Annotated in this window: 20 protein-coding genes; 11 read left to right on the forward strand and 9 right to left on the reverse strand. The window is 59.9% G+C overall.

The window, feature by feature from the left end:
- The first annotated feature begins 15 nt into the window (after positions 1-15).
- Genes HGP17_RS13365 through HGP17_RS13390 form a run of 6 tightly spaced genes read left to right on the forward strand, consistent with a single transcriptional unit; the run spans position 16 to position 6,164 of the window.
- On the forward strand, positions 16-999 hold the full coding sequence (locus HGP17_RS13365; RefSeq protein WP_168809638.1) for an ABC transporter permease: 984 nt from the start codon (positions 16-18) through the stop codon (positions 997-999).
- Positions 996-1,898 (forward strand): ABC transporter permease, encoded by a 903-nt coding sequence (locus HGP17_RS13370; RefSeq protein ID WP_168809639.1) that lies wholly within the window; start codon positions 996-998, stop codon positions 1,896-1,898. Before HGP17_RS13365 ends, HGP17_RS13370 begins: the two co-directional genes overlap by 4 nt.
- Complete coding sequence (locus HGP17_RS13375) at positions 1,895-2,710, forward strand: ABC transporter ATP-binding protein (RefSeq protein WP_168809640.1); 816 nt, start codon at positions 1,895-1,897, stop codon at positions 2,708-2,710. Before HGP17_RS13370 ends, HGP17_RS13375 begins: the two co-directional genes overlap by 4 nt.
- A complete protein-coding gene (locus HGP17_RS13380; protein WP_168809641.1) occupies positions 2,707-3,633 on the forward strand; it encodes an ABC transporter ATP-binding protein in 927 nt (308 codons plus the stop codon). Before HGP17_RS13375 ends, HGP17_RS13380 begins: the two co-directional genes overlap by 4 nt.
- Before the next feature lie 13 nt (positions 3,634-3,646).
- A complete protein-coding gene (locus tag HGP17_RS13385; protein WP_168809642.1) occupies positions 3,647-4,117 on the forward strand; it encodes a GNAT family N-acetyltransferase in 471 nt (156 codons plus the stop codon).
- 25 nt (positions 4,118-4,142) lie between these two features.
- Positions 4,143-6,164 carry a beta-N-acetylhexosaminidase gene (locus tag HGP17_RS13390; protein WP_168809643.1) on the forward strand — a complete coding sequence of 674 codons (2,022 nt, stop codon included), beginning with the start codon at positions 4,143-4,145 and terminating at the stop codon, positions 6,162-6,164.
- A gap of 87 nt (positions 6,165-6,251) precedes the next feature.
- Here HGP17_RS13390 and HGP17_RS13395 read toward each other — a convergent pair whose 3' ends face one another.
- The gene (locus HGP17_RS13395; protein ID WP_168809644.1) at positions 6,252-7,475 is read right to left on the reverse strand and encodes an ROK family transcriptional regulator; all 1,224 of its coding nucleotides are present in this window, start codon (positions 7,473-7,475) and stop codon (positions 6,252-6,254) included.
- A 294-nt stretch (positions 7,476-7,769) separates the two neighbouring features.
- Here HGP17_RS13395 and HGP17_RS13400 point away from each other — a divergent pair, with 294 nt between their 5' ends.
- Positions 7,770-8,018: a hypothetical protein gene (locus tag HGP17_RS13400; protein ID WP_168809645.1), complete on the forward strand. Its 249-nt coding sequence runs from the start codon at positions 7,770-7,772 to the stop codon at positions 8,016-8,018.
- Positions 8,019-8,132: 114 nt separating this feature from the next.
- Here HGP17_RS13400 and HGP17_RS13405 read toward each other — a convergent pair whose 3' ends face one another.
- Positions 8,133-8,765 carry a hypothetical protein gene (locus HGP17_RS13405; RefSeq protein WP_168809646.1) on the reverse strand — a complete coding sequence of 211 codons (633 nt, stop codon included), beginning with the start codon at positions 8,763-8,765 and terminating at the stop codon, positions 8,133-8,135.
- A 214-nt stretch (positions 8,766-8,979) separates the two neighbouring features.
- On the opposite strand from HGP17_RS13405, the gene HGP17_RS13410 reads away from it, so the two are divergent.
- On the forward strand, positions 8,980-9,942 hold the full coding sequence (locus tag HGP17_RS13410) for a trypsin-like peptidase domain-containing protein (RefSeq protein ID WP_168809648.1): 963 nt from the start codon (positions 8,980-8,982) through the stop codon (positions 9,940-9,942).
- 62 nt (positions 9,943-10,004) lie between these two features.
- Here HGP17_RS13410 and HGP17_RS13415 read toward each other — a convergent pair whose 3' ends face one another.
- From HGP17_RS13415 to ltnD, 6 genes are all read right to left on the reverse strand, one after another.
- Entirely contained in the window at positions 10,005-10,781 is a 777-nt protein-coding gene (locus HGP17_RS13415) for an SDR family oxidoreductase (RefSeq protein ID WP_168809650.1), read from the reverse strand.
- Positions 10,778-11,764, reverse strand: coding sequence for a D-erythronate dehydrogenase (denD, locus tag HGP17_RS13420; RefSeq protein ID WP_168809652.1), 987 nt, complete (start codon positions 11,762-11,764; stop codon positions 10,778-10,780). The genes HGP17_RS13415 and denD overlap by 4 nt, the downstream gene beginning before the upstream one ends.
- Before the next feature lie 109 nt (positions 11,765-11,873).
- Positions 11,874-12,638: a TIM barrel protein gene (locus tag HGP17_RS13425; protein ID WP_168809654.1), complete on the reverse strand. Its 765-nt coding sequence runs from the start codon at positions 12,636-12,638 to the stop codon at positions 11,874-11,876.
- Positions 12,639-12,640: 2 nt separating this feature from the next.
- Positions 12,641-13,291, reverse strand: a complete 651-nt coding sequence (gene otnC / locus HGP17_RS13430; protein WP_168809656.1) for a 3-oxo-tetronate 4-phosphate decarboxylase — start codon at positions 13,289-13,291, stop codon at positions 12,641-12,643.
- Positions 13,288-14,562 carry a 3-oxo-tetronate kinase gene (otnK, locus tag HGP17_RS13435; protein WP_168809658.1) on the reverse strand — a complete coding sequence of 425 codons (1,275 nt, stop codon included), beginning with the start codon at positions 14,560-14,562 and terminating at the stop codon, positions 13,288-13,290. The genes otnC and otnK overlap by 4 nt, the downstream gene beginning before the upstream one ends.
- Positions 14,563-14,564: 2 nt before the next feature.
- Entirely contained in the window at positions 14,565-15,473 is a 909-nt protein-coding gene (gene ltnD, locus HGP17_RS13440) for an L-threonate dehydrogenase (RefSeq protein WP_348648930.1), read from the reverse strand.
- Positions 15,474-15,640: 167 nt separating this feature from the next.
- Here ltnD and HGP17_RS13445 point away from each other — a divergent pair, with 167 nt between their 5' ends.
- The gene (locus HGP17_RS13445) at positions 15,641-16,639 is read left to right on the forward strand and encodes a LacI family DNA-binding transcriptional regulator (protein WP_168810075.1); all 999 of its coding nucleotides are present in this window, start codon (positions 15,641-15,643) and stop codon (positions 16,637-16,639) included.
- Positions 16,640-16,840: 201 nt separating this feature from the next.
- Positions 16,841-17,254: a hypothetical protein gene (locus HGP17_RS13450; RefSeq protein WP_168809660.1), complete on the forward strand. Its 414-nt coding sequence runs from the start codon at positions 16,841-16,843 to the stop codon at positions 17,252-17,254.
- 25 nt (positions 17,255-17,279) lie between these two features.
- Here HGP17_RS13450 and HGP17_RS13455 read toward each other — a convergent pair whose 3' ends face one another.
- Positions 17,280-17,921: a GntR family transcriptional regulator gene (locus tag HGP17_RS13455; protein WP_168809662.1), complete on the reverse strand. Its 642-nt coding sequence runs from the start codon at positions 17,919-17,921 to the stop codon at positions 17,280-17,282.
- Between the two features lie 174 nt (positions 17,922-18,095).
- Here HGP17_RS13455 and HGP17_RS13460 point away from each other — a divergent pair, with 174 nt between their 5' ends.
- Positions 18,096-19,520 (forward strand): M20 family metallopeptidase, encoded by a 1,425-nt coding sequence (locus HGP17_RS13460; protein ID WP_168809664.1) that lies wholly within the window; start codon positions 18,096-18,098, stop codon positions 19,518-19,520.
- Positions 19,521-19,599 lie beyond the last annotated feature (79 nt).

A 19,599-nucleotide genomic window follows, 5' to 3' on the forward strand; every position in this document is an offset into this window, starting at 1 on the left:
GCGAAGGAAGCAGACATGCGTGTTTCAAGCCGGCGCCTTGGCGTCTACGCGGTGGCGTTGGCCTTCGCGATCGTCGTGAACTTCATTCTTCCCCGGCTTATGCCGGGGAGTCCCGTCGATGCTATGGTCGCCCAGCTCGGGCCGCGGGCAACCCCCGCGGCAGTCGAGGCGATCAAGGCCCGCTTCGGTGAGATCGATCAACCGATCCTGATGCAGTTCGTCGATTATCTCAAAGGTCTCGCAACGCTCGATCTTGGCGTTTCGGTCAAATATTATCCCCAGACCGTGGTGCAGGTGCTGAGCCGCGCCACGCTCTGGACGATCTTCCTTGTCGTAACGGCGATCATCTTTTCGCTGTGCGTCGGCGTCATGCTCGGCGCGATTTCGGCATGGCGTCGTGGCGGGCGGTTCGACACGGTCGTGTCGCCTCTCGCGGTGATCATGTTCTCGATCCCGCCCGTGATCATCGCTCTGACGATCCTCTTCGTCTTCGCGGTCTCGTTGCGGTGGTTTCCTGTCGGGTATGCCTATGATCCCAATCTCGATCCGGGCTTCAACTTCACCTTCTTCAGCAGCGTCTTCATGCATGCCATCCTGCCGGTGCTGACGCTCTCGCCATTTCTCATCGGCGAGTTCCAGACGACCATGCGGTCCTCGATGATCGTGATCCTCGGCGAGGATTATGTGACCATGGGCCGGGCGAAAGGGCTCAGCAATCTCGCCGTCATGTTCAGCTACGGTGCGCGCAACGCGCTACTGCCTGTCCTGACCAATCTGGCATTGATGCTCGGTGCTGTCTTTGGCGGCTCGATCGTCACGGAAATCGTCTTCAACTATCCGGGTCTCGGCCTGACGCTCTTCACCGCCAGTGTTGCCCGCGATTATCCCGTCATTCAGGGGCAGCTGCTTCTGATGACGATCGCGACGCTCGCTGCAAACTTCCTGGTCGACATCATCTACGGCCTTGTCGATCCGCGATTGAGGGAGGGCACACGATGAGCTTCGCGTTGCGATCCATTTTCGGCCAGAAAAAGGCCCTCATCGGCTTCATCATCATTGCAGTCCTGTGCCTGATGGCCATTTTTGCGCCGATCATCGCGCCCGGCGAGCCCGGCGCCCGTGTCGGCCGTTCGCATCAGGCGCCGTCCGTCGAGCACGTCTTCGGAACCACCAAGATGGGCCGCGATGTCTATCGTCAGTTCGTCTGGGGTGCGAGAAGCTCACTTTCGGTCGGCTTTGCCACCGGCATCGCCATTACCGTCATCGGCACGGCCATCGGTCTCATTGCCGGCTACACCGGCGGCAAGACGGATGCCGCACTCGATCTTGCGACCAATGCGGTGTTGGTCATACCCAACATGCCGTTGCTCATCCTGCTCGCGTCCTTTGCGGGTACGGTCGGACCGATGACCATTATGACAATCATCGCGCTGACATCATGGCCATGGGGCGCGCGCATGACACGTTCGCAAACGATGGCATTGCGCAACCGTGATTTCGTCACGGCTGCGAAGATGATCGGTGAGCCGGCGTGGCGCATCATCTTTGTCGAGATCCTGCCGAATCTGACACCGCTGATCGGCATCAATCTCGTCGGCAGCATCATCTATGCGATCGTTGCTCAGACCACGCTCGAATATCTCGGTTTCGGCGATCCGCTGAAGGTTACCTGGGGCACCATGCTCTACAATGCGCAGAACGCCTCGGCGATCATGGTTGGCGCATGGTGGGACATTGCCGTTCCCGCCGCCGGTATCGCGCTCACTGGCCTTGGCCTCGCGCTGATCAACTTCACCTTCGATGAAATCGCCAATCCGCAATTGCGCTCAGGTCCGGCCTTGACCCGCTGGTTCCGCCTGACCCGAGCCCGCAACCGCATGATGAGATCAGGCCAATGAGTGATAATCTGCTTGAGATTGAAAACCTGAATATCGACTATCTCGTCGACAAGGGTGACTTCCGGGCGGTGAAGAATGTTTCATTCAACATCGGCCGCGGCGAGATCTTTGGTCTCGCCGGCGAATCCGGCTGCGGAAAGAGCACCATCGCTTTTGCCATTACACGGCTTTCCAAGCCGCCGGCATGGATCAGCGGCGGCAGCATCCGCCTCGATGGGCAGGATCTGCTAAAGATACCCGAGACGGAGCTGCAGAAAATCCGCTGGAAGCGGGTCGGCATGGTGTTTCAGAGCGCCATGAATTCGCTGAACCCGCTGATGCGGGTGGAGGCGCAGTTCCATGACGTGCTCTATCGCCATACGCGTTGCTCCCGTCAGGAATCCCGTGCCCGTGCCGAGGAAATGTTCAAGCTGGTCGGCATTCCCGCGCATCGCGTCAGCGACTATCCGCACCAGTTTTCGGGCGGCATGCGCCAGCGTATCGTCATCGCTATCTGCCTGGCGCTGCGGCCGGAACTCATCATCATGGATGAGCCGACGACAGCACTTGATGTGGTCGTGCAGCGCGAGATCCTCGAGCAAGTCCTCGACCTTCAGCAGACCTATGGTTTCTCTGTGCTGTTCATCACCCACGATCTGCATCTTATGGCGCAGCTTTGTGGACGCATCGGCGTCATGCTGAAGGGTGAGCTCGTCGAGGTCGGCGACGTCGCACAGGTGAGCCAGTCGCCTGTTCACGAATATACGCGCAAGCTCTGGAACGCCATTCCCCAGCTTCCGGGCAGCGCACATCTTTCCGGAGCTTTGGCATGAAACCGCAGATACAGGCACTCGCTGCCGAACCCGTCATTCGGCTTGAGGATGTCCAGCGCCATTTCGGCTCGGTGCATGCACTCAAGAGCGTTTCCTTCTCCCTCTTCGCCGGACGCGCGCTTGCGCTGGTGGGTGAATCCGGCTGCGGCAAGACGACATGCGCGCGCATTATCGCACGACTGGACAGGGCCAGCGGCGGCAAACTGCTGTTTCGCGGACAGGATCGCACCGCCCGTGGCACCGGCAGCGAGGAGCGTCTCTACCGCAAGGACGTTCAGATGGTGTTTCAGGACCCCTTCGCTTCGCTCAATCCGGCCTTTACGATCAACCATCATATCGCCCGGCCGCTGCAGCTTCATGGTGACGACAAGCCGAAGGCAGAGCGGGATGACGAGATTTCGAAGCTGCTCGAAAGCGTCGGGCTCGATCCCGCCGTCACACGTCAGAAATTTCCGCATGAATTGTCCGGTGGCCAGCGTCAGCGCGTCAATATCGCCCGTGCCCTGGCGGTTTCGCCAAGCGTGCTGGTCGCGGACGAGCCGACCTCGATGCTGGACGTGTCTATCCGCAAGGACATCCTCGACCTGCTGGCGCGGGTGAAGCGGGAAAACGATCTCGCCATGCTCTACATCACGCATGACATCGCAACGGCTGCCCATGTGGCCGAGGAGATCGTCGTCATGTTCGCTGGTCAGATGGTGGAGTGGGGTCATACGGCCACGGTGCTTGCCGCGCCCAAGCATCCCTATACGCAGCTTCTGCTTTCTGCCGTTCCCGATGGCGGACGCCGCTTCGTGACCGGCGGCAGCGCTCGCTTTCTCGAACAGGCCGAGAAAATTCGCGCACTGACGCGTCCGATCTCCACCGCCGTCGAGCAGGTCGGCGACAATCATTACATGCGTGCGCTCGTCGCATCGAACTAGAAGGATTTCTCCCTTGGATTATCTGGTCAATCTATCGACGCTACCGGTCGACGGGCAGTCGGCCGAGCGTATGGCGAAGGCAGGCGTCACCATTCGGCGGGCGCTCCCGCCGGAGCTGCGGCTCGTCGTCGGCTGGGTCGGCAAGCATTTCAGCGAGGGTTGGGCGAGCGAAACGACGGTGGCCATGACCCGCCAGCCGCCGACCTGTTTCATCGCGACGCGTAACCGAGAGCTTGTCGGATTTGCCTGCCACGAGGCGACGGCGCGGGGCTTCTTCGGCCCGACCGGCGTCGACGAAAGCGTGCGCGGTCTTGGCATCGGCCGCGCGCTGCTGTTTGCCTGCCTGAACGATCAGAAGGCCATGGGCTATGCCTATACCGTCATCGGCGATGTCGGCCCTTCTGAATTCTACGAGAAGACGGTTGGCGCGATACAGATCCCCAACTCAGAACCCGGCATTTATGCCGGCATGCTCAAGCTTTGATCGATCTTTAAGAAAGAGAATACACATGTCGACACCGCGCTCCCTGGCTCTGCGGCTTGAAACAACGTGGAATCCGCCCGCCGGCGACAAGGACTTTTCCTATGTGCTGCGGCTCAAGAATCTGTCGTCCGAGCAGCTTTCCGGCTTCTCGCTTTGCGTCAGCGGCCCCGGTCGCGTCGACCCGGCCGGCGTCGTCGAAGGCGCGACGATCACCACGCGGCTTTCCAACTTTACCGAATTCCAGCCCCCGGAAGGTTTTGTCCTCGCCGGCGGCGAGACATGGACCATCACGGTGCGTGCGCTGAGCTGGCAGTTCCGTCACTGGAACGATGGCGCCAATAGCGCCTATCTCGCATTCCCTGACGGCACCACGGTCTCTCTCGGAACGGAGCCGACGCGGACATCGTCAAGCAATGCGCCACTGAAGCGCGGCGCGGAAGTCTACCCGGTACCGTCCAACCCACCGGTGCCGTTGGCGATCATTCCCTGGCCGAACCGCGTCGCGGTCTCCTCCCGTCGCCCGCTTCCCGCAGGCTTTGTCTTGAAGGCTGGGGGGGCTGAGGCGCAGGCTGCCGCTGAAAGTTTCACGGCCCTTGTCGAACACCTCTTTTCGGCCGAGGGATTGATCCGCTCCGACGCGGAAGGTGCCGTGCCGGTGGAATTGCGCCACGTCGAGGGTCTGGGCGCCGAGGCCTATAAGATCGTATTTTCGCCTGAAGCCATTGCGGTCGAAGCGAGTGCGCAGACCGGCTTTGTCTATGGCCTCATCACCATCGGCCAGATCTGGCGCGGCGCGCGCCTGCATCCGCAGGCGTTTCATTTCCCTGCAACAGGTGAGATCGTCGACGAGCCGGCGATGAGCTGGCGCGGTCTGCACCTTGATGTCGCTCGCCAGTTCTATGGTTCGGCAGAGATCAAGAAGTTGATGGCGGTGCTTGCCTGGAACAAGCTGAACCGCTTCCACTGGCATCTGTCGGATGATGAAGCCTGGCGCGTCGAGATCGATGCTTATCCGGCTCTGACGGAGATTGGCGCGTGGCGTGGCCACGGTTTGCCGATGCCGCCGCTTCTCGGATCCAGCCCGGCTCGCACCGGTGGTTACTACACCAAGGCTGTTGTGCGAGATATCGTCGGCTACGCCAAAGGTCTCGGCATCGAGATCTTGCCGGAGATCGATATACCTGGCCATTGCTATGCCATGCTCCAGGCAATTCCCGAGCTGCGCGATCCGAACGAAGCCGGCAGCTATTATTCGGTTCAGGGTTTCCCGGATAATTGCATCAATCCGGCGCGTGAGAAGACCTATGAGGTCATCGAGACGATCCTCTCCGAGCTGATCGAGCTCTTCCCGTTCAAGACGATCCACATCGGCGCGGACGAGGTTCCCCTTGGAGCATGGTCTGGCTCGCCGGAGGCGTTGGCGCGCCTGCGCGAGCTTGCCGGAGACGAGGTTGCGCAGGCTCACGCCAAGCGATTGAACGTCATGACCAACACACATGGAGCCGATGATATTCACGGCTCCGGCGCCGCCATCCTTCAGGCTGAGTTTCTGGAGCGCATTCAGGCATTTCTCGCCTCAAAAGGTTGCGTGACCGGTGGCTGGGAAGAGGCGGCCCACGGTGACCGGATCGACAAGGACAAGAGCTATCTTTGCAGCTGGCGCAATGTCGAGGTAGCAGCCGAGCTTGCTGGCCGGGGATACGAGATCGTCGTGTGCCCAGGGCAGGTTTATTATCTCGATATGGCGATGCGGCCGGATTGGGATGAGCCCGGCGCGAGCTGGGCAGGCCATTCCGATCCCGAGAAGCTCTATACGTTCGATCCAATCGGCGGCTGGACGGACACTCAAAAGGAAAAGCTCCGTGGCATTCAGGCCTGCATCTGGTCGGAATCGATGACGGATCGGGCTATCTTCGACCGATTGGTGTTCCCGCGACTTTCCGCTCTTGCGGAAACCGGTTGGACGAAGCCATCCGCAAAGTCCTGGGAACGCTTCAGCGCGCTTGTCGGCACGATGCCGCTGCTTTACGGCCTGCACCAGTTCTGAAGGCTTGATGCATCAATATCAGGCGCGGCAAGTGTGTCGCGCCTGATCTCATTTCAGCGGCATACAGAGTCAAGCTCGCGCCATCGGTTATATCTGCTGAGCGCTGCGATGGATGATCGGCTTCTGCAGCACATCGAATTGCGGGTTCGTTTCCGAAAAGATCGGCAGTGCCGCCGCACCGAGAATGGCCGTATCCTTGCCGGTGGCGCCGACCATCAGACGAGGGATCGTGCGTTTCTCCGTCGGATTCACAGGGATGTGCAGGGGCTCCAAGCGTGCCGCCAGACGTGTCATCAGGGATGACGGCGCACTGCCGCCAAGCACGATCGTTTGTGGATCGAAGGCAAGCTCAAGGAAATCGACCGTTTGGCGTAATGGTTGTGCAGCCTGCTCCAGCCATGCTTCCAATCCGGGATCGTTCGATTTGATCATCGTATCGAGATCGTCTGGCGAAAGCTCATGGGCGCGATCGATGCCAAGATATTCGTAGGCGACGGATGGCGATACATAACGATCAAGGCAGCCGCGTTTGCCGCAGGTACAAAGCCGGCCATGCGGTTCGACGATGATATGACCGATCTCACCGGCATTGGCGCGGCTGCCCTTGTAGAGATGGCCGTCGAGGAACATACCGGCGCCGATACCGCCGTCGCCAGCCAGAAACAGATAGACGAAGCTGCTAAGGCCACGGGCCACGCCGTAAAGCCGCTCGCCGATCGCGGCCGCTGTCGCATCGTTTTCCACCAGCACCGGCAGGTCGATCAGCCGTTCGAGTTCGCTTGCCACGGCGAAATCCTGCCATCCCGGAAGATTGAGCGGGCTGAGCGACGTGACGCCGCCATCGGCATAGCGTCCGGGCAAGGCGATACCTGCGCCGAGCAACCGGTCGTGGTCGAACGAAAATTCCGCCTGCAAATCCCTGACGATACCTGCCAGAACTGGCATCGCTTCGCTCGGTCCGGGCCTGTCGACATGGCGCTCGACGCGGGCGCAGACGGTTCCGGAGAGGTCTGTTAGAACGCCGGTCGCCCTTTGCCGCCCGAGTTCCAGGCCGATGGAGTAAGCACCGTTTGGGTTGATGGTGTAGGGAATGATCGGCTGGCCGCGAGCGATCTTCTGCGCTTCCATGGGGATCAACAGATGCGAGCGCGCCAATTCCTCGACGATATTCGACACCGTCTGGGTCGTCAGCGCCGTCATGCGAGCGATTGCGGCGCGCGACAGCGGTCCGTTGGTGCGAATGGCCTCGATCACGACACGCCTGTTGTGCGACTTGGCCTGTTCGAGATTCGTGCCTGAAATTGTCTTCATGAGAGGATTGGGAATTTCTAGTTCAGCGTACTGTTGGCGTTGGTGCTTGTCACGGTTTGCTGCTGCGTGACGGGGACGGGCCGGGCGAGATACGCCGCCGGTCACCCTATGTGGGTATTTTCTATTCTTTTGTCGAAGGGTTCAAGGCGAGAAGGTCTAATCGGGTAATAATTACAGCCTTTTAAGCCGTTTTTTCCGCTGTATGAGCGCGTGGCGGTGTCTTTACTACGGCTGGCGTTCGGTTAGACTCGAATTACCTCGGCCTGTTGCAGAGGATTGCCCCGGAGGACATCGATGATCAGATTGATTGGACTTGCGATTATTTCGACCTGCCTTGCAACTGGAGCCATGGCAGCGGACGCTACCTGCAAGTCGCAGGCAGCCGACAAGAAGCTCGCTGGCGCTGCATTGACCAGCTTCAGCAACAAATGCGCCAAGGATGCGGCAAGCTCCTGCGACGCTCAGGCCGCGACGAAGAAACTGGCCGGTGCTGCCAAGACGAGCTTCGTCAAGAAGTGCACGGCTGACGCCGTCGGCAGCTGATCGCCATTATCAATATCGAAAGGCTGGGACGCGCGTTGATGCGTCCCAGCCTTTATTTGCGTCGCTTCAGCGTGAGTTTGCCACGCGCACCGGCTTCCTCGCAATCTGCCCCTTTCACGGTTGGCGTCGGTAGACGCCTTCCAGACTGACGCCATCGGCGAAGTTACACGTGCCCTTCTGCGTCACCTGCCATACCTGCGTGCCGTGTCGATCAAAGCCGACGGTGCATTTGTCGATGGCAAGGATGCCATGGCCGGATTTGAGTGCAATGACGCCGGCGACACCATCCGCATTGACGTCGCCGGCCTCGGCACCGCCTGGACCGACATGGGTTGAATTGAGCGAGATTGCCACAAGGCCGTTGGTCGGACCAAAAACGGCGAGGTTGCCCTCATCGCCGCTGCTCTCCTTCATGAAAAAGACCGTTGAGACGCTTTGCCCGCCCTTCGTCGACTGGAGGTAGCCGATCTGGTCGTCATAGGTCCGCCGTAGGCACATCGCATCGGCACATGCCTGCAGGGATTTCACCCAGCGTACTTGCTTTTCCCGAACAGTGCTCGCATCGTCCGTCTTCATGGCGGCGGCATAAAGATCATTGGTGATCGCGTCACGCGTGCGAAGCGACCTGTCGCCGCAAATGATGTGGTCGCTGAGAGAGGATTGCTTCGCGCATTCGATGCCGGCAGCAACCGCCGGCGCCGCAATCAAACTGCCGCCAATCAGCGTCAGGACAAACTTCGCAATCATTCACGAACCTCCGCTCCACATCTTGCATGGTTAACTATGCCAGGCTTGGTCGAGGTAAAGGCCCCCGCTGCGTCCAACCGGCTGCTCTTGAACTCACAGCGGTGCCTCCTCATCTGATTATGAAGTCTTTCAATCTGTCGAACTGACAGCCTCCTGCTGATTACAGCTGCTGCCGGTCCTCATGAACGATGCGTTCGCATCGGAGGGTTTTTCAATGGGCTTCATAGATCGCGATATCCAGCCGTCATCCGATTCTGGGCTGCTGGATGCTTATTCTCAATCGGTATCAAGCGCCGTCGATACCGTCGGACCGGCGGTCAGCCGGATCGAACGGCTGGGCGGCCGTACGGGACACGGCTCCGGCTTTGCCATTTCGCCGGATGGCCTGGTCGTCACGAACAACCATGTCGTCGATGACGCGAAGACGGTGAAGATCAAGACACCCGAGGGGGCGACCGTCGAAGGCAGAGTGCTCGGGCGCGATCCCGATACCGATCTCGCGCTGATCCGCGCCAATGATTGGCCGGGAGCATGGGCAAGACTTGGCGATTCCAAGACACTGAAGCGCGGCCACATCGCAATCGCGATCGGCAATCCCCTTGGTTTCGAATGGACTGTGACTGCTGGCATCGTGTCGGCGCTCGGCCGGTCGATGCGTGCAGCGAGTGGGCGGCTCTTGGAAGACATCATCCAGACGGATGCGGCGCTCAATCCGGGCAATTCGGGTGGGCCGCTGGTGTCCTCCGGCGGTGAGGTGATCGGCGTGAACACCGCAGTCATTCAGGGTGCTCAAAGTATTGCCTTCTCGGTTGCGTCGAATACCGCGAAGCACGTCGTTTCCGAAATTCTGCGCTTCGGCCATGTGCGTCGCGCCTATATCGGCATTGCGGCCGACACGGTGGAGTTGCATCGACGTATTGCGCTTGAGGCCGGGGTAACGCACGCGACCGCCGTGCGGCTGCGCCGCGTCGAGAAGGATAGTCCCGCGGAGAAAGCCGGCCTGGCGGAGGGCGATTATCTGCTCGCCATCGACGGACAGGCCGTATCGGGGATTGATGACGTTGTCAGGCTGCTCGATGGCGACAAGATCGATACGGACATCGAGGTTCTGATCTTCAGCGTTGGTGGGTTGATAGAGCGCCGGCTGGTCAGGCCGTCGTCACGGCCAGCCATTTGAAACAGCCAACCCGATTGAAAGACTACCGGCAGCATGGCGTCCCGATGCTGCCGGCTCGCCTGTCAGCCTCTGCCGACCAATGGCATTTGCGTTGCCATGACCGTCATCGACAGAACGTTGGCGTCGAGCGGTAATGTCGCCATATAGACCACCGCGCGTGCAACATGGTCGGCCGAAATGGTCGGCTCGCTGGCGACTTCACCGTTCGCCTGCAAGACGCCGGCGCTCATTCGAGCCGTCATGTCGGTTGCCGCGTTGCCGATATCGATCTGGCCGCAGGCTATATCGAAGCGGCGGCCGTCAAGAGCGGTCGATTTCGTCAAACCGGTGATCGCGTGCTTGGTCGCGGTATAGGGTGCCGAATGCGGGCGCGGCGTTGTCGCGGAAATCGAGCCGTTGTTGATAATGCGGCCGCCGCGCGGCACCTGGCTCTTCATCAGCCGGACAGCCTGCTGCGTGCAAAGAAATGCGCCGGTCAGATTTGCTCCGACGATGGCATTCCATTGCTCGAAGCTCAATTCCTCCATCGGCACGGCAGGTAATCCCATGCCGGCATTGTTGACGAGAAGGTCGAGGCGGCCATATCGGCTCGAGATGACCTCGAAGAGGGATCGGACGGAGTGAGGATCACTGACGTCTGCGGCAACCGCAAGAAACTCCGCCCCGGTTTCTTCCGAGAGCTCTCTCGCTGATTTTTCGAGCACATCTGCCCGTCGCCCGGAAATGACGACCTTGTAGCCGGCCACGCCGAGCGCCTTTGCCATCGATCGCCCGAGGCCGGTGCCGCCGCCTGTTACCAGGGCTATTCCATTCTGCGCGCTGGAGGAGGGGGCGTTCATGCAAGCCTCCCATCGAGCTCATCTTCGATATGCACCTGCAGGATCTCGTCAAAGCTCTGCTCCGCCTTGAAGCCCAGATCATGCGCGCGCTTCGCATCAAAGCGCTGTGCCCAGCCGGTGACGATCTTTTCGATCACCGGATCGGGTTCGACCCGTATGAGCGCCACGGCCTTGTCGCCGGCGATGCGGCGCAATGCGTCGATTTCGTCGGAAACAACGGCGGAAAGCCCCGGCATGGTGAGGTTCCGTCGCGGCCCGACGCTTGCCGTGTCGAGCGTTGCTGCATGAACGAAGAAGCCGACGGCGGAACGAGGGCTTGCAAACCAATGCCGCACCGTATCGCTGACCGGCAATATGGCTTCCTTTCCGACAAGCGGCTCGCGCAGAATATTGGAAAAGAAGCCGGAAGCTGCCTTGTTCGGGGCGCCGGGGCGCACGCAGATGGTCGGCAACCTGATGCCGATGCCATCGAAGATCCCGCGTCTCGAATAGTCGGCGAGCAGCAATTCGGTGATTGCTTTCTGCGTGCCGTAGCTTGTCAGCGGTGCCGTGAGGAAATCGTCGCCGATCGTCTCCGGAAAGGGCGTGCCGAAAACGGCGAGGGACGAGGCAAAGATCACGCGCGGCACATAAGCGCTTTTCTGGCCCTGATGACGGATCGCTTCGAACAAAGCGCGCGTCCCATCGAGATTGACCGTATAGCCCTTGTCGAAATCCGCCTCTGCCTCGCCGGAGACGACGGCGGCAAGATGAAAAATCACATTGGGACGCTCGTCGATCAGTTTTTCGGCAATGCCAGGGTGCGCAAGATCGAGGGCCAGCGGCTTGGAAATTGACGCGAGGGCGTCAGGTACCGGCGGCTTTATCACATCCGCAAGTGTCAGGCGATCGATCGACTGTCCGAGAATCATCGGCTCGGCAGCGATCCTGCCCACGAGTTTGCGGCCGATCATGCCGGCGGCACCCAAGATCAATACATGCATTTCGGCGTATCCTCCCAATAGGGCCGGTGTCTGTCTTTAATCTTCACTCTGCTTGTTGCGCTTTATTCGCGCGATGACCATCGGATTTACAGCGATGGCGACAATAGTCTCACCGATAGGACCGCAGCCAGGAAAGGCCGGCCTCCGTCGTCGCTGCCGGGCGGTATTCGGCGCCGATCGGCCTGTCATATCCGATGGTGTCGATAAAACGCAGAATTTCGCGATAATCGATTTCGCCGTGATCCGGCTCTCGTCGATCGGGAACGGCGGCGATCTGGATATGGCCGATGGCATTCAGATGCGTCTGAAGGCGGTGCATCAGGTCGCCCTGCATGATCTGGATGTGATAGCAATCGAACATCAGCTTGATATTCGGCGCGCCGACTTCAGCAATGATATCGAGCGCCTGGTCTGTCGTTCTCAGAAAATATCCGGGCGCGTCGCGATGATTGAGGGGCTCGATCAGCACGGTTGCGTCGATCTCGGTCGCCCGCTCGCAGGCATAGCGCAGATTGGCGACGAAGGTGGCGTGCGCCTCTCCGCCTTCGCTTTTTCCGGCCATGACGTGAATGTTCCGAGTGCCGATCGCTGCTGCATAGTCCATTGCCTGGTCGATCGCCCGGCGCGCCTCATCTTCACGTCCCGGGACTGCGGAGAGCCCGTTGTCGCCGGCCGCAACATCGCCGCGAATGGTGTTGAGTCCAAGCATGGCAAGGCCCGTCTCGGCGAGCGCTTGCCTTACGTCTTCGGCGGAGGTCTCATAGGGATAATGGCATTCGACTGCATCGAAACCAGCCGCCTTGGCAGCCCTGATCGCATCGGGAAGCGAGAGCTCCTGCCAGAGAAAGCCCAAATTGGCGGAAAAAAGCGGCATGTTCAGTCCCACTCCACATCATATGTTCGAACGAGGTCGGCAATTTGCGCATCCGTCAGCAGGGATGGGCTTGCCCCGCGGGTCAGGATCGCAAGCTTTGCCGTCTCCTCCAGTTCCTCTATCGCGTAAACGGCCGCCTCCAGATCCTTTGCCGAGACGACCGGCCCGTGTGCTGCCAGCATCACGGCGCTCCGCTTGCCGGCGAGACCACGGATTGCATCGCCCATGGCCGGATCGCCCGGCATGAAATAGGGCAGAAGCTTCACCTTGCCGAGTTTCATGATCGAATAGGCCGTGAGCGGCGGCAGCATATTATCGCTGTCGACGTCGGGCAGAACGGATAGTGCCACCGAATGGCTGGAATGGAGATGGACTACGGCACCGGTCTTGTCCGGGCGGGTCTCGTAAAAAGCCGCATGCAGCGGCATTTCCTTCGTCGGCTTGTCGCCGCCGATCAGGCGCACGTTCTGATCGAACAAGGAAAGCCGTGCGGGATCGAGGCGGCCGAAAGAGCTGCCCGTCGGGGTCACCAGGAGCCGTCCATCGCTGAGGCGTGCCGATATATTGCCGGATGAGCCGGCGGTCAGGCCCCGGTCATAAAGAGATTTGGCCATCAGGCATATCTGCTCGCGCAGGTTGGCTTCTTCGCTCATGCGGCCCCCAGACGGGAGAAGGCATCCGTAAAGAAGTCTTCTCCACCAAAATTGCCCGACTTCAATGCCAGTGCGATCGTTTCCCCCTCCACTTCGGCGAAGGTCCAGGGGACGCCCGGTGCTATTTCCGGTCCGATCGTCAGATGGGTGACGCCAAGCGCTTGAGTGATCGCTCCGGACGTCTCACCGCCGGCAACCACGAAGCGGCGGGTGCCGTGCATGAAGGCCTCGCGGGCAACGTCGGAAAGCGCCTGTTCAACGACATGGCCGGCTTCGTCCCGTCCCAGTTGTTCTTGCGCGTGACGAACGTCACCGGGCTCGGCGGTCGCGTAGACGATCTTGGCCGCGTCGGCCGGCTGCTGCCTCAGCCACAGGCAGGCGGCAGCCGCGCCCTGTTTCGAGAGATTGATCGGATCGAGTTTGAGGCTCGAACTGCGCGCGGCATAACTCGCGACCTGCCTACGCGTCATGGCAGAGCAGCTTCCCGACAAGACAATCTGGCCGCCCTCGACATTCGGGAGGTGCGCGCGGGCATTCGGCGGTGCCGCGAGGCCATGCTCGATATAGAGATGTGGAAGCTGGCCGGCGATCGCGCTTCCCCCGGTAAGAAGCGGCATATCCACGGCGGCTGCTGCGATGGTGCGCAGATCGTCGTCGCTTATGGCGTCGACGATTACGTGCGAGACACCGGTTTCCTGCAATTGCTGCAATCTGGCTTGCAGCGCTGCCGAACCTTTCGAAATCACGTTTCGATTGGCAAGTCCGACTGTGCCCCGCACCTGCGGTGATAGAAGCCGCACAAGGTTTGAATCACGCATCGGCGTCAGCGGATGATCTTTCATCGGGCTGTCTGACAGTAGCTGTTCGCCGACGAAGAGATGCCCCATGAAGACGCTGCGGCCATTCTCGGGGAAGGCAGGGCAGTATATCGTCTGGCGGGCGTTCGTCTGCGCCATCAGCATTTCCGCGATCGGACCGATATTGCCTTCCGACGTGCTGTCGAAGGTTGAGCAATATTTCCAGAAGAAGCGGGTTGCTCCGGCCTCCTTCAACCATGTCAGCGCCTCGCGCGCCTGCTCGATGGCAGCCTGAACCGGCGCGGTTCGGCATTTCAAAGCGATGACCTCGATGACAGCGGGGTCACTCTCGTCTCGCTTCGACTTTGGCACCCCAATCCGCAGCGACACCGGCAATCCGCTACGGGAAAGGAGCGCAGCGAGATCCGTTGCCCCGGTAAAATCGTCCGCAATGCAGCCGAGCACAAGCGCCATCGCTATTCCTCCATGCCGGGCAGGGTAGCGCCGCTCTTGCTGGCAAGAATTTTCGCGACGGCGGCATCATCTTCGCCGCCAAGACCGGCTTTCGATGCCTCGGTAAAGAGCGCAAGTGCAGACGCGGCAAGCGGCGTCAGTGCGCCCGCTTTTTCAGCTTCGGAGGTGACGATACCGAGATCCTTGACGAAGATGTTGACGGCCGAGCGTGGGGAATAGTCGCCGGAGACAATATGCTCGCCACGATTTTCAAACATCCAGGAAGAGCCAGCAGAAACGCGAATCACGTCATAGACCGTTTTCAGATCGATACCGGCCTTGGCGGCAAGTGTCATGGCCTCGGCCGTGGCGGCGATGTGTACGCCGGCAAGCAGCTGATTGATCATCTTGACCTGCGAGCCGGCGCCGGGACGATCGCCCAATCGAAAGACTTTGCTGGAAATAGCGTCAAGGGTGGGTGCGGCGCGATCAAAGGCTTCTTGAGAGCCGGACGCCATGACGGTAATTTCGCCAGCCAGCGCGCGGACATGGCCGCCCGAGACCGGGGCATCGATGACGAGCATGCCAGCTGCCTCGAGCCTTTCGGCAATGGCAGTCGTTGCGCTGGGTGCCATCGTCGCGCAGAGCAGAAAGACGGTCGACCGCTTTGCCGTCTCCAGGGCTCCGTTCGCGCCAAAGACGACATCTTCGACCTGGCTGCTGTTAATCACGTAGACAAGAACGACATCGACGTCGCCAACCGCTGCAGCCGGCGTTGTGCAAGCTTCCCCGCCGGCCTCTGCGAACTTTTGGAGGACATCGCCGCGAAGATCGCATCCTCGAACGGTGAAGCCCGCTTTAAGCAAGGATATGGCCGCTCCCCATCCCATCGAACCCAGACCGATGACGGCTGCCCTCTTCATCTCCTCCACGGCATTTCCTCTGTGTTTTTGCCAATGTTACCGATACCGGTATCGATAACGAAGCCTATTTGGCACATAATTGTCAATAGGGATGGCTTTGCGTTCCTGCGGAAATCTTCTATGAAGAAGACTGCCGTCATTGGGCATTGGTTCACTGTATCGAGGGTTGATTGGGAATACGCAGAGCCACATTGGAAGAAGTTGCGAATGAGGCGGGCGTCAGTAAAATGACGGCGTCACGTGCTCTTCGCGGGGCCTCCGATGTCTCAAAAGATACCCGCGATCGGGTTTTGGAAGCAGCGACGCGGCTGAGCTATGTCGGCAACCGGCTGGCGCTTTCCCTTTCCTCGCAACGCACCAATCTGGTGGCTGTTGTCGTGCCGAGCATGTCGAACGTCGTCTTTCCCGAGGTGCTGGCGGGCATCTCCGCCGGGCTGGACGGCTCGGGCATGCAGGCCGTTTTCGGCATTTGCGATTATGATGTCGTCAAGGAGCGCGAGATCATCCGCGACATGCTTTCCTGGCAGCCCTGCGCGATCATCGTCACGGGTCTGGATCAGCCGGAAGAAACGTTAAAACTGCTGCGGAATGCCGATATTCCGGTCATCCAGCTCATGGATCTTGATGGTACGCCGATCGATTTCAATGTGGGCCTTTCACATGGCGAAGCCGGAGCCGAGATGGCAAAGGCTTTGGTTGCCGGCGGCCGCCGGCGTTTTGGCTATATCGGCAGCGCGTTGGAGAGGGATCTGCGTGCCGGCAAGCGCAAGGCCGGCTTCGAGCGCATTCTGCGCGAACATGGGCTGCATTTCGTCGATCAGCAGCTCGACGATGCATTCTCTTCGATCGCATTGGGCAAAAGGCTGACGGTCGCGATGCTTGCGGAGATACCCGATCTCGATTGCATCTATTATTCAAATGACGATATGGCGAGCGGCGGACTATTTGCCTGCATGGAGCTTGGAGTTCGCGTTCCTGAAAAGATTTTGATTGCCGGCTTCAATGGATTGGATCTCGTCAATTCCTTGCCGTCACGGATCGCAACGTCTCAATCTCCAAGACGTGCGATGGGCGAAGTTGCGGCGCGACTGGTTCGCGAAGCCGTGGCCGGAAAAGAGATCGCAAGCGAAAAGACGATCATATTCAAACCGCTGATCACTGGAGCTGATCCTTAAGCAAGGCAGTCGAGGGCGCAAGCTCGTTCAATTTGAGAAACGCCTATTGATTTCGGCGAGTGGCCTCTATTTGCAACAACGCCTTGGTTGTCGGTACACGGGCCCATTATTGGCCCTATTTGCCGTGGCTGTTGCTGCGCTCTGGCAAGATTGATAGTCGTGCCGTCACTGCGTCATCTTCTCAAATGGAGGATATCGAGAATGCGTCGCCCCCAACAATTTCTTTTCGCTCTGGCGGTCACCGCCATTACAGTCGTTGCTTCCAGCGTATGGGCTGCCGGTTTTGAAAACATTGTCGTTTCGACCGATAAAGACGCCGATACGACGCAGGACAGCTTTGCCCCGGATACCCCGAAAATCTTCGTCACCGCCGAACTCACCAAAGATGTTCCCTCGGGGAGCAAAGTGAATATCGCCTGGATCGCGGTCGACACCGGCGGGGCGGCTCCGCCGAACTACAAGATCGACGCCGTCGATGTGGATATTACGTCCATGATCAACCGCGTAAATTCGGACATGACCAAGCCGAACAACGGCTGGCCGGTGGGGTCCTACAAGATCGAATTCTCAGTCGACGGCAAACCCATGGAATCCGTCGACTTCACGATCAAGTAGGGCTGCGCGCAGCCGATATCCGATCTCAACCCTGCATGATGTGCTGGCGGGTCAGCTCTCTCAGCGCATCCACATCGCGCCTCTCGATCGCATCGACCATCAGCTGATGTTCTCGACCGGATTGCTCGACGCGAGCACGGGTGCGCCATTGCGACACTGGCGCCGACGAGGTGCGCTGACGGATCTCCGTGATCAGATCGACAAGCTCCTGATTGCCGGCAAGCATCAGCAATTGCCGGTGAAAAGCGAGATTGGCCTCGTAGAGTTCGAGCATGGTGCCGGTCAGCACCAGCTCGTCGAACCGGACGGCAAGCGCCCTCAGGGCTGCTATCTCCGCCGCGCCGGCATTCGCGACGACGCGATCGCCAACCGCCACTTCCAGGATGACGCGGATGTCGCTGACTTCCTGAGCTCGCCGTCCATCCTGCTCATGGACATGGTAGCCGCGATTGGGAATGTGTTCCACCAGGCGCTTCTGCACGAGCCTGTCCAGCGCCAGCCGCACCTGCGGCCGCGTACAGTGATAACGGCGCTCGAGATCGATCTGCTTCAGCCATGTTCCGGGCGCAAGCCTGCCGGAAAGAATATCCTGGAGAATAAGTTCGGTAACATCGGGCGCTTCAGCGTCTCGTGCTCGCGCTGTCGCGGCGGCTTCCAGCGGCTTCATGCAGGTCTCCTCGGCCTCCGATTTTGAATGATGACTAACATGGGTCGCCTTGTTTCAACAGCGACAGGGATCGCTGCTGAAAAAATATCCATGCACATCTCTTGCGCACTCGGGTTAATTGGCACATAAATTGGCACCAATTTGATATCCATTACATGAGGCGGATGCAAGTCCATGCAAAATTCTGATGCGGTCTGGGACATCGTCGAGAAAAAGCGCGCGGCGTTTTTCGAGTTGAGCGATCGGATCTGGGATATCCCCGAGACCAACTACCTCGAGTATCGATCCGCCGAAGAACATGCGCGCATGCTCGAGGCCGAAGGTTTTCGTGTCGAGCGCGGGATTGCCGGTTTGCCGACGGCGGTCATGGGCGAAGCAGGCGAGGATGGCCCGGTCATCGCCATTCTCGGCGAGTTCGATGCGCTGCCGGGATTGAGTCAGGAGGCCGGTATCGCCGAGGAACGGCCCGTGCTGAACGGCGGCAATGGTCACGGTTGCGGCCATAACATGCTCGGCGCTGGATCGATGCTCGCCGCCGCCGCCGTCAAGGATTTCCTTGCGGCAAATGGGCTGAAGGGCAGGGTGCGATATTACGGCTGCCCGGCCGAAGAGGGCGGTTCTTCCAAGGGGTTCATGGTGCGCGCCGGCGTCTTCGACGATGTCGACATTGCCATTTCATGGCACCCGGCAGCCTTTGCCGGCGTCAACAATCCGATTTCGCTTGCCTGCAACGAGATCAATTTCCATTTCTCCGGCCGGGCGTCGCACGCTTCGGCAACACCGCATCTGGGCCGCAGTGCGCTTGACGCTGTCGAGTTGATGAATGTGGGTGTCAACTACATGCGCGAGCACATGCCATCGTCGGCGCGGATTCACTATGCGATTACCGATGCAGGCGGCGGCGCCCCGAACGTCGTGCAGGCTCGCGCAACCGTGCGCTATCTCGTTCGTGCGCAAACTCTGCCGGAGCTTCTCGTGCTGGTCGAGCGCGTCAAGAAGGTGGCGCAAGGCGCTGCACTGATGACCGAGACGACCGTTCGCAGCGAAATCCTGAGTGGTGATGCTAATCTGGTCGGCAACACACCCCTCGAAGAATGCATGTTTGCGCATCTGGAGCGGCTCGGGCCGCCCGTATTCGACGATGCGGATCGCGAGACGGCGCGCAAATTCCAAGAGACATTCAGCGCCGAGGATATCGCCACATCATACAAGCGCTTCGCGCTGAAGCCGAAGAAGGATCAGCCGCTCTGCGCGGAAATTTTCCCGTTGGATGCTGGCGATGGAACGTTGGTCGGTTCCACCGATGTCGGCACGGTCAGCTGGGTTGTTCCGACCGTGCAGATGCGCGGCGCAACCTATGCCATCGGCACGCCGGGTCATTCCTGGCAGCTCGTGGCGCAAGGCAAGCTGCCGGTGGCACACAAGGGGACCGAGCATGCCGCCAAGGTTATGGCGAGCACGGCGACCGATCTTATGCGCAATCCGCAGCTGATCGAAGCCGCCAAGGCGGACCATAAGGCGCGTCTCGAAGGGACGCCGTTCGTCAATCCCATTCCGGACGATGTTCAGCCGCCGCTCCCGGAGACGGCTCATGGCTGAGCCGTCGCTGACCATCGGCCGCGAATTCTGCTTGGCGAATATCGCCACGTCACCCCATCTTGCCTAGCTGAGGCCCTCT

Source organism: Rhizobium sp. P38BS-XIX, from assembly GCF_012641435.1.
Taxonomy (GTDB): Bacteria; Pseudomonadota; Alphaproteobacteria; order Rhizobiales; family Rhizobiaceae; genus Rhizobium.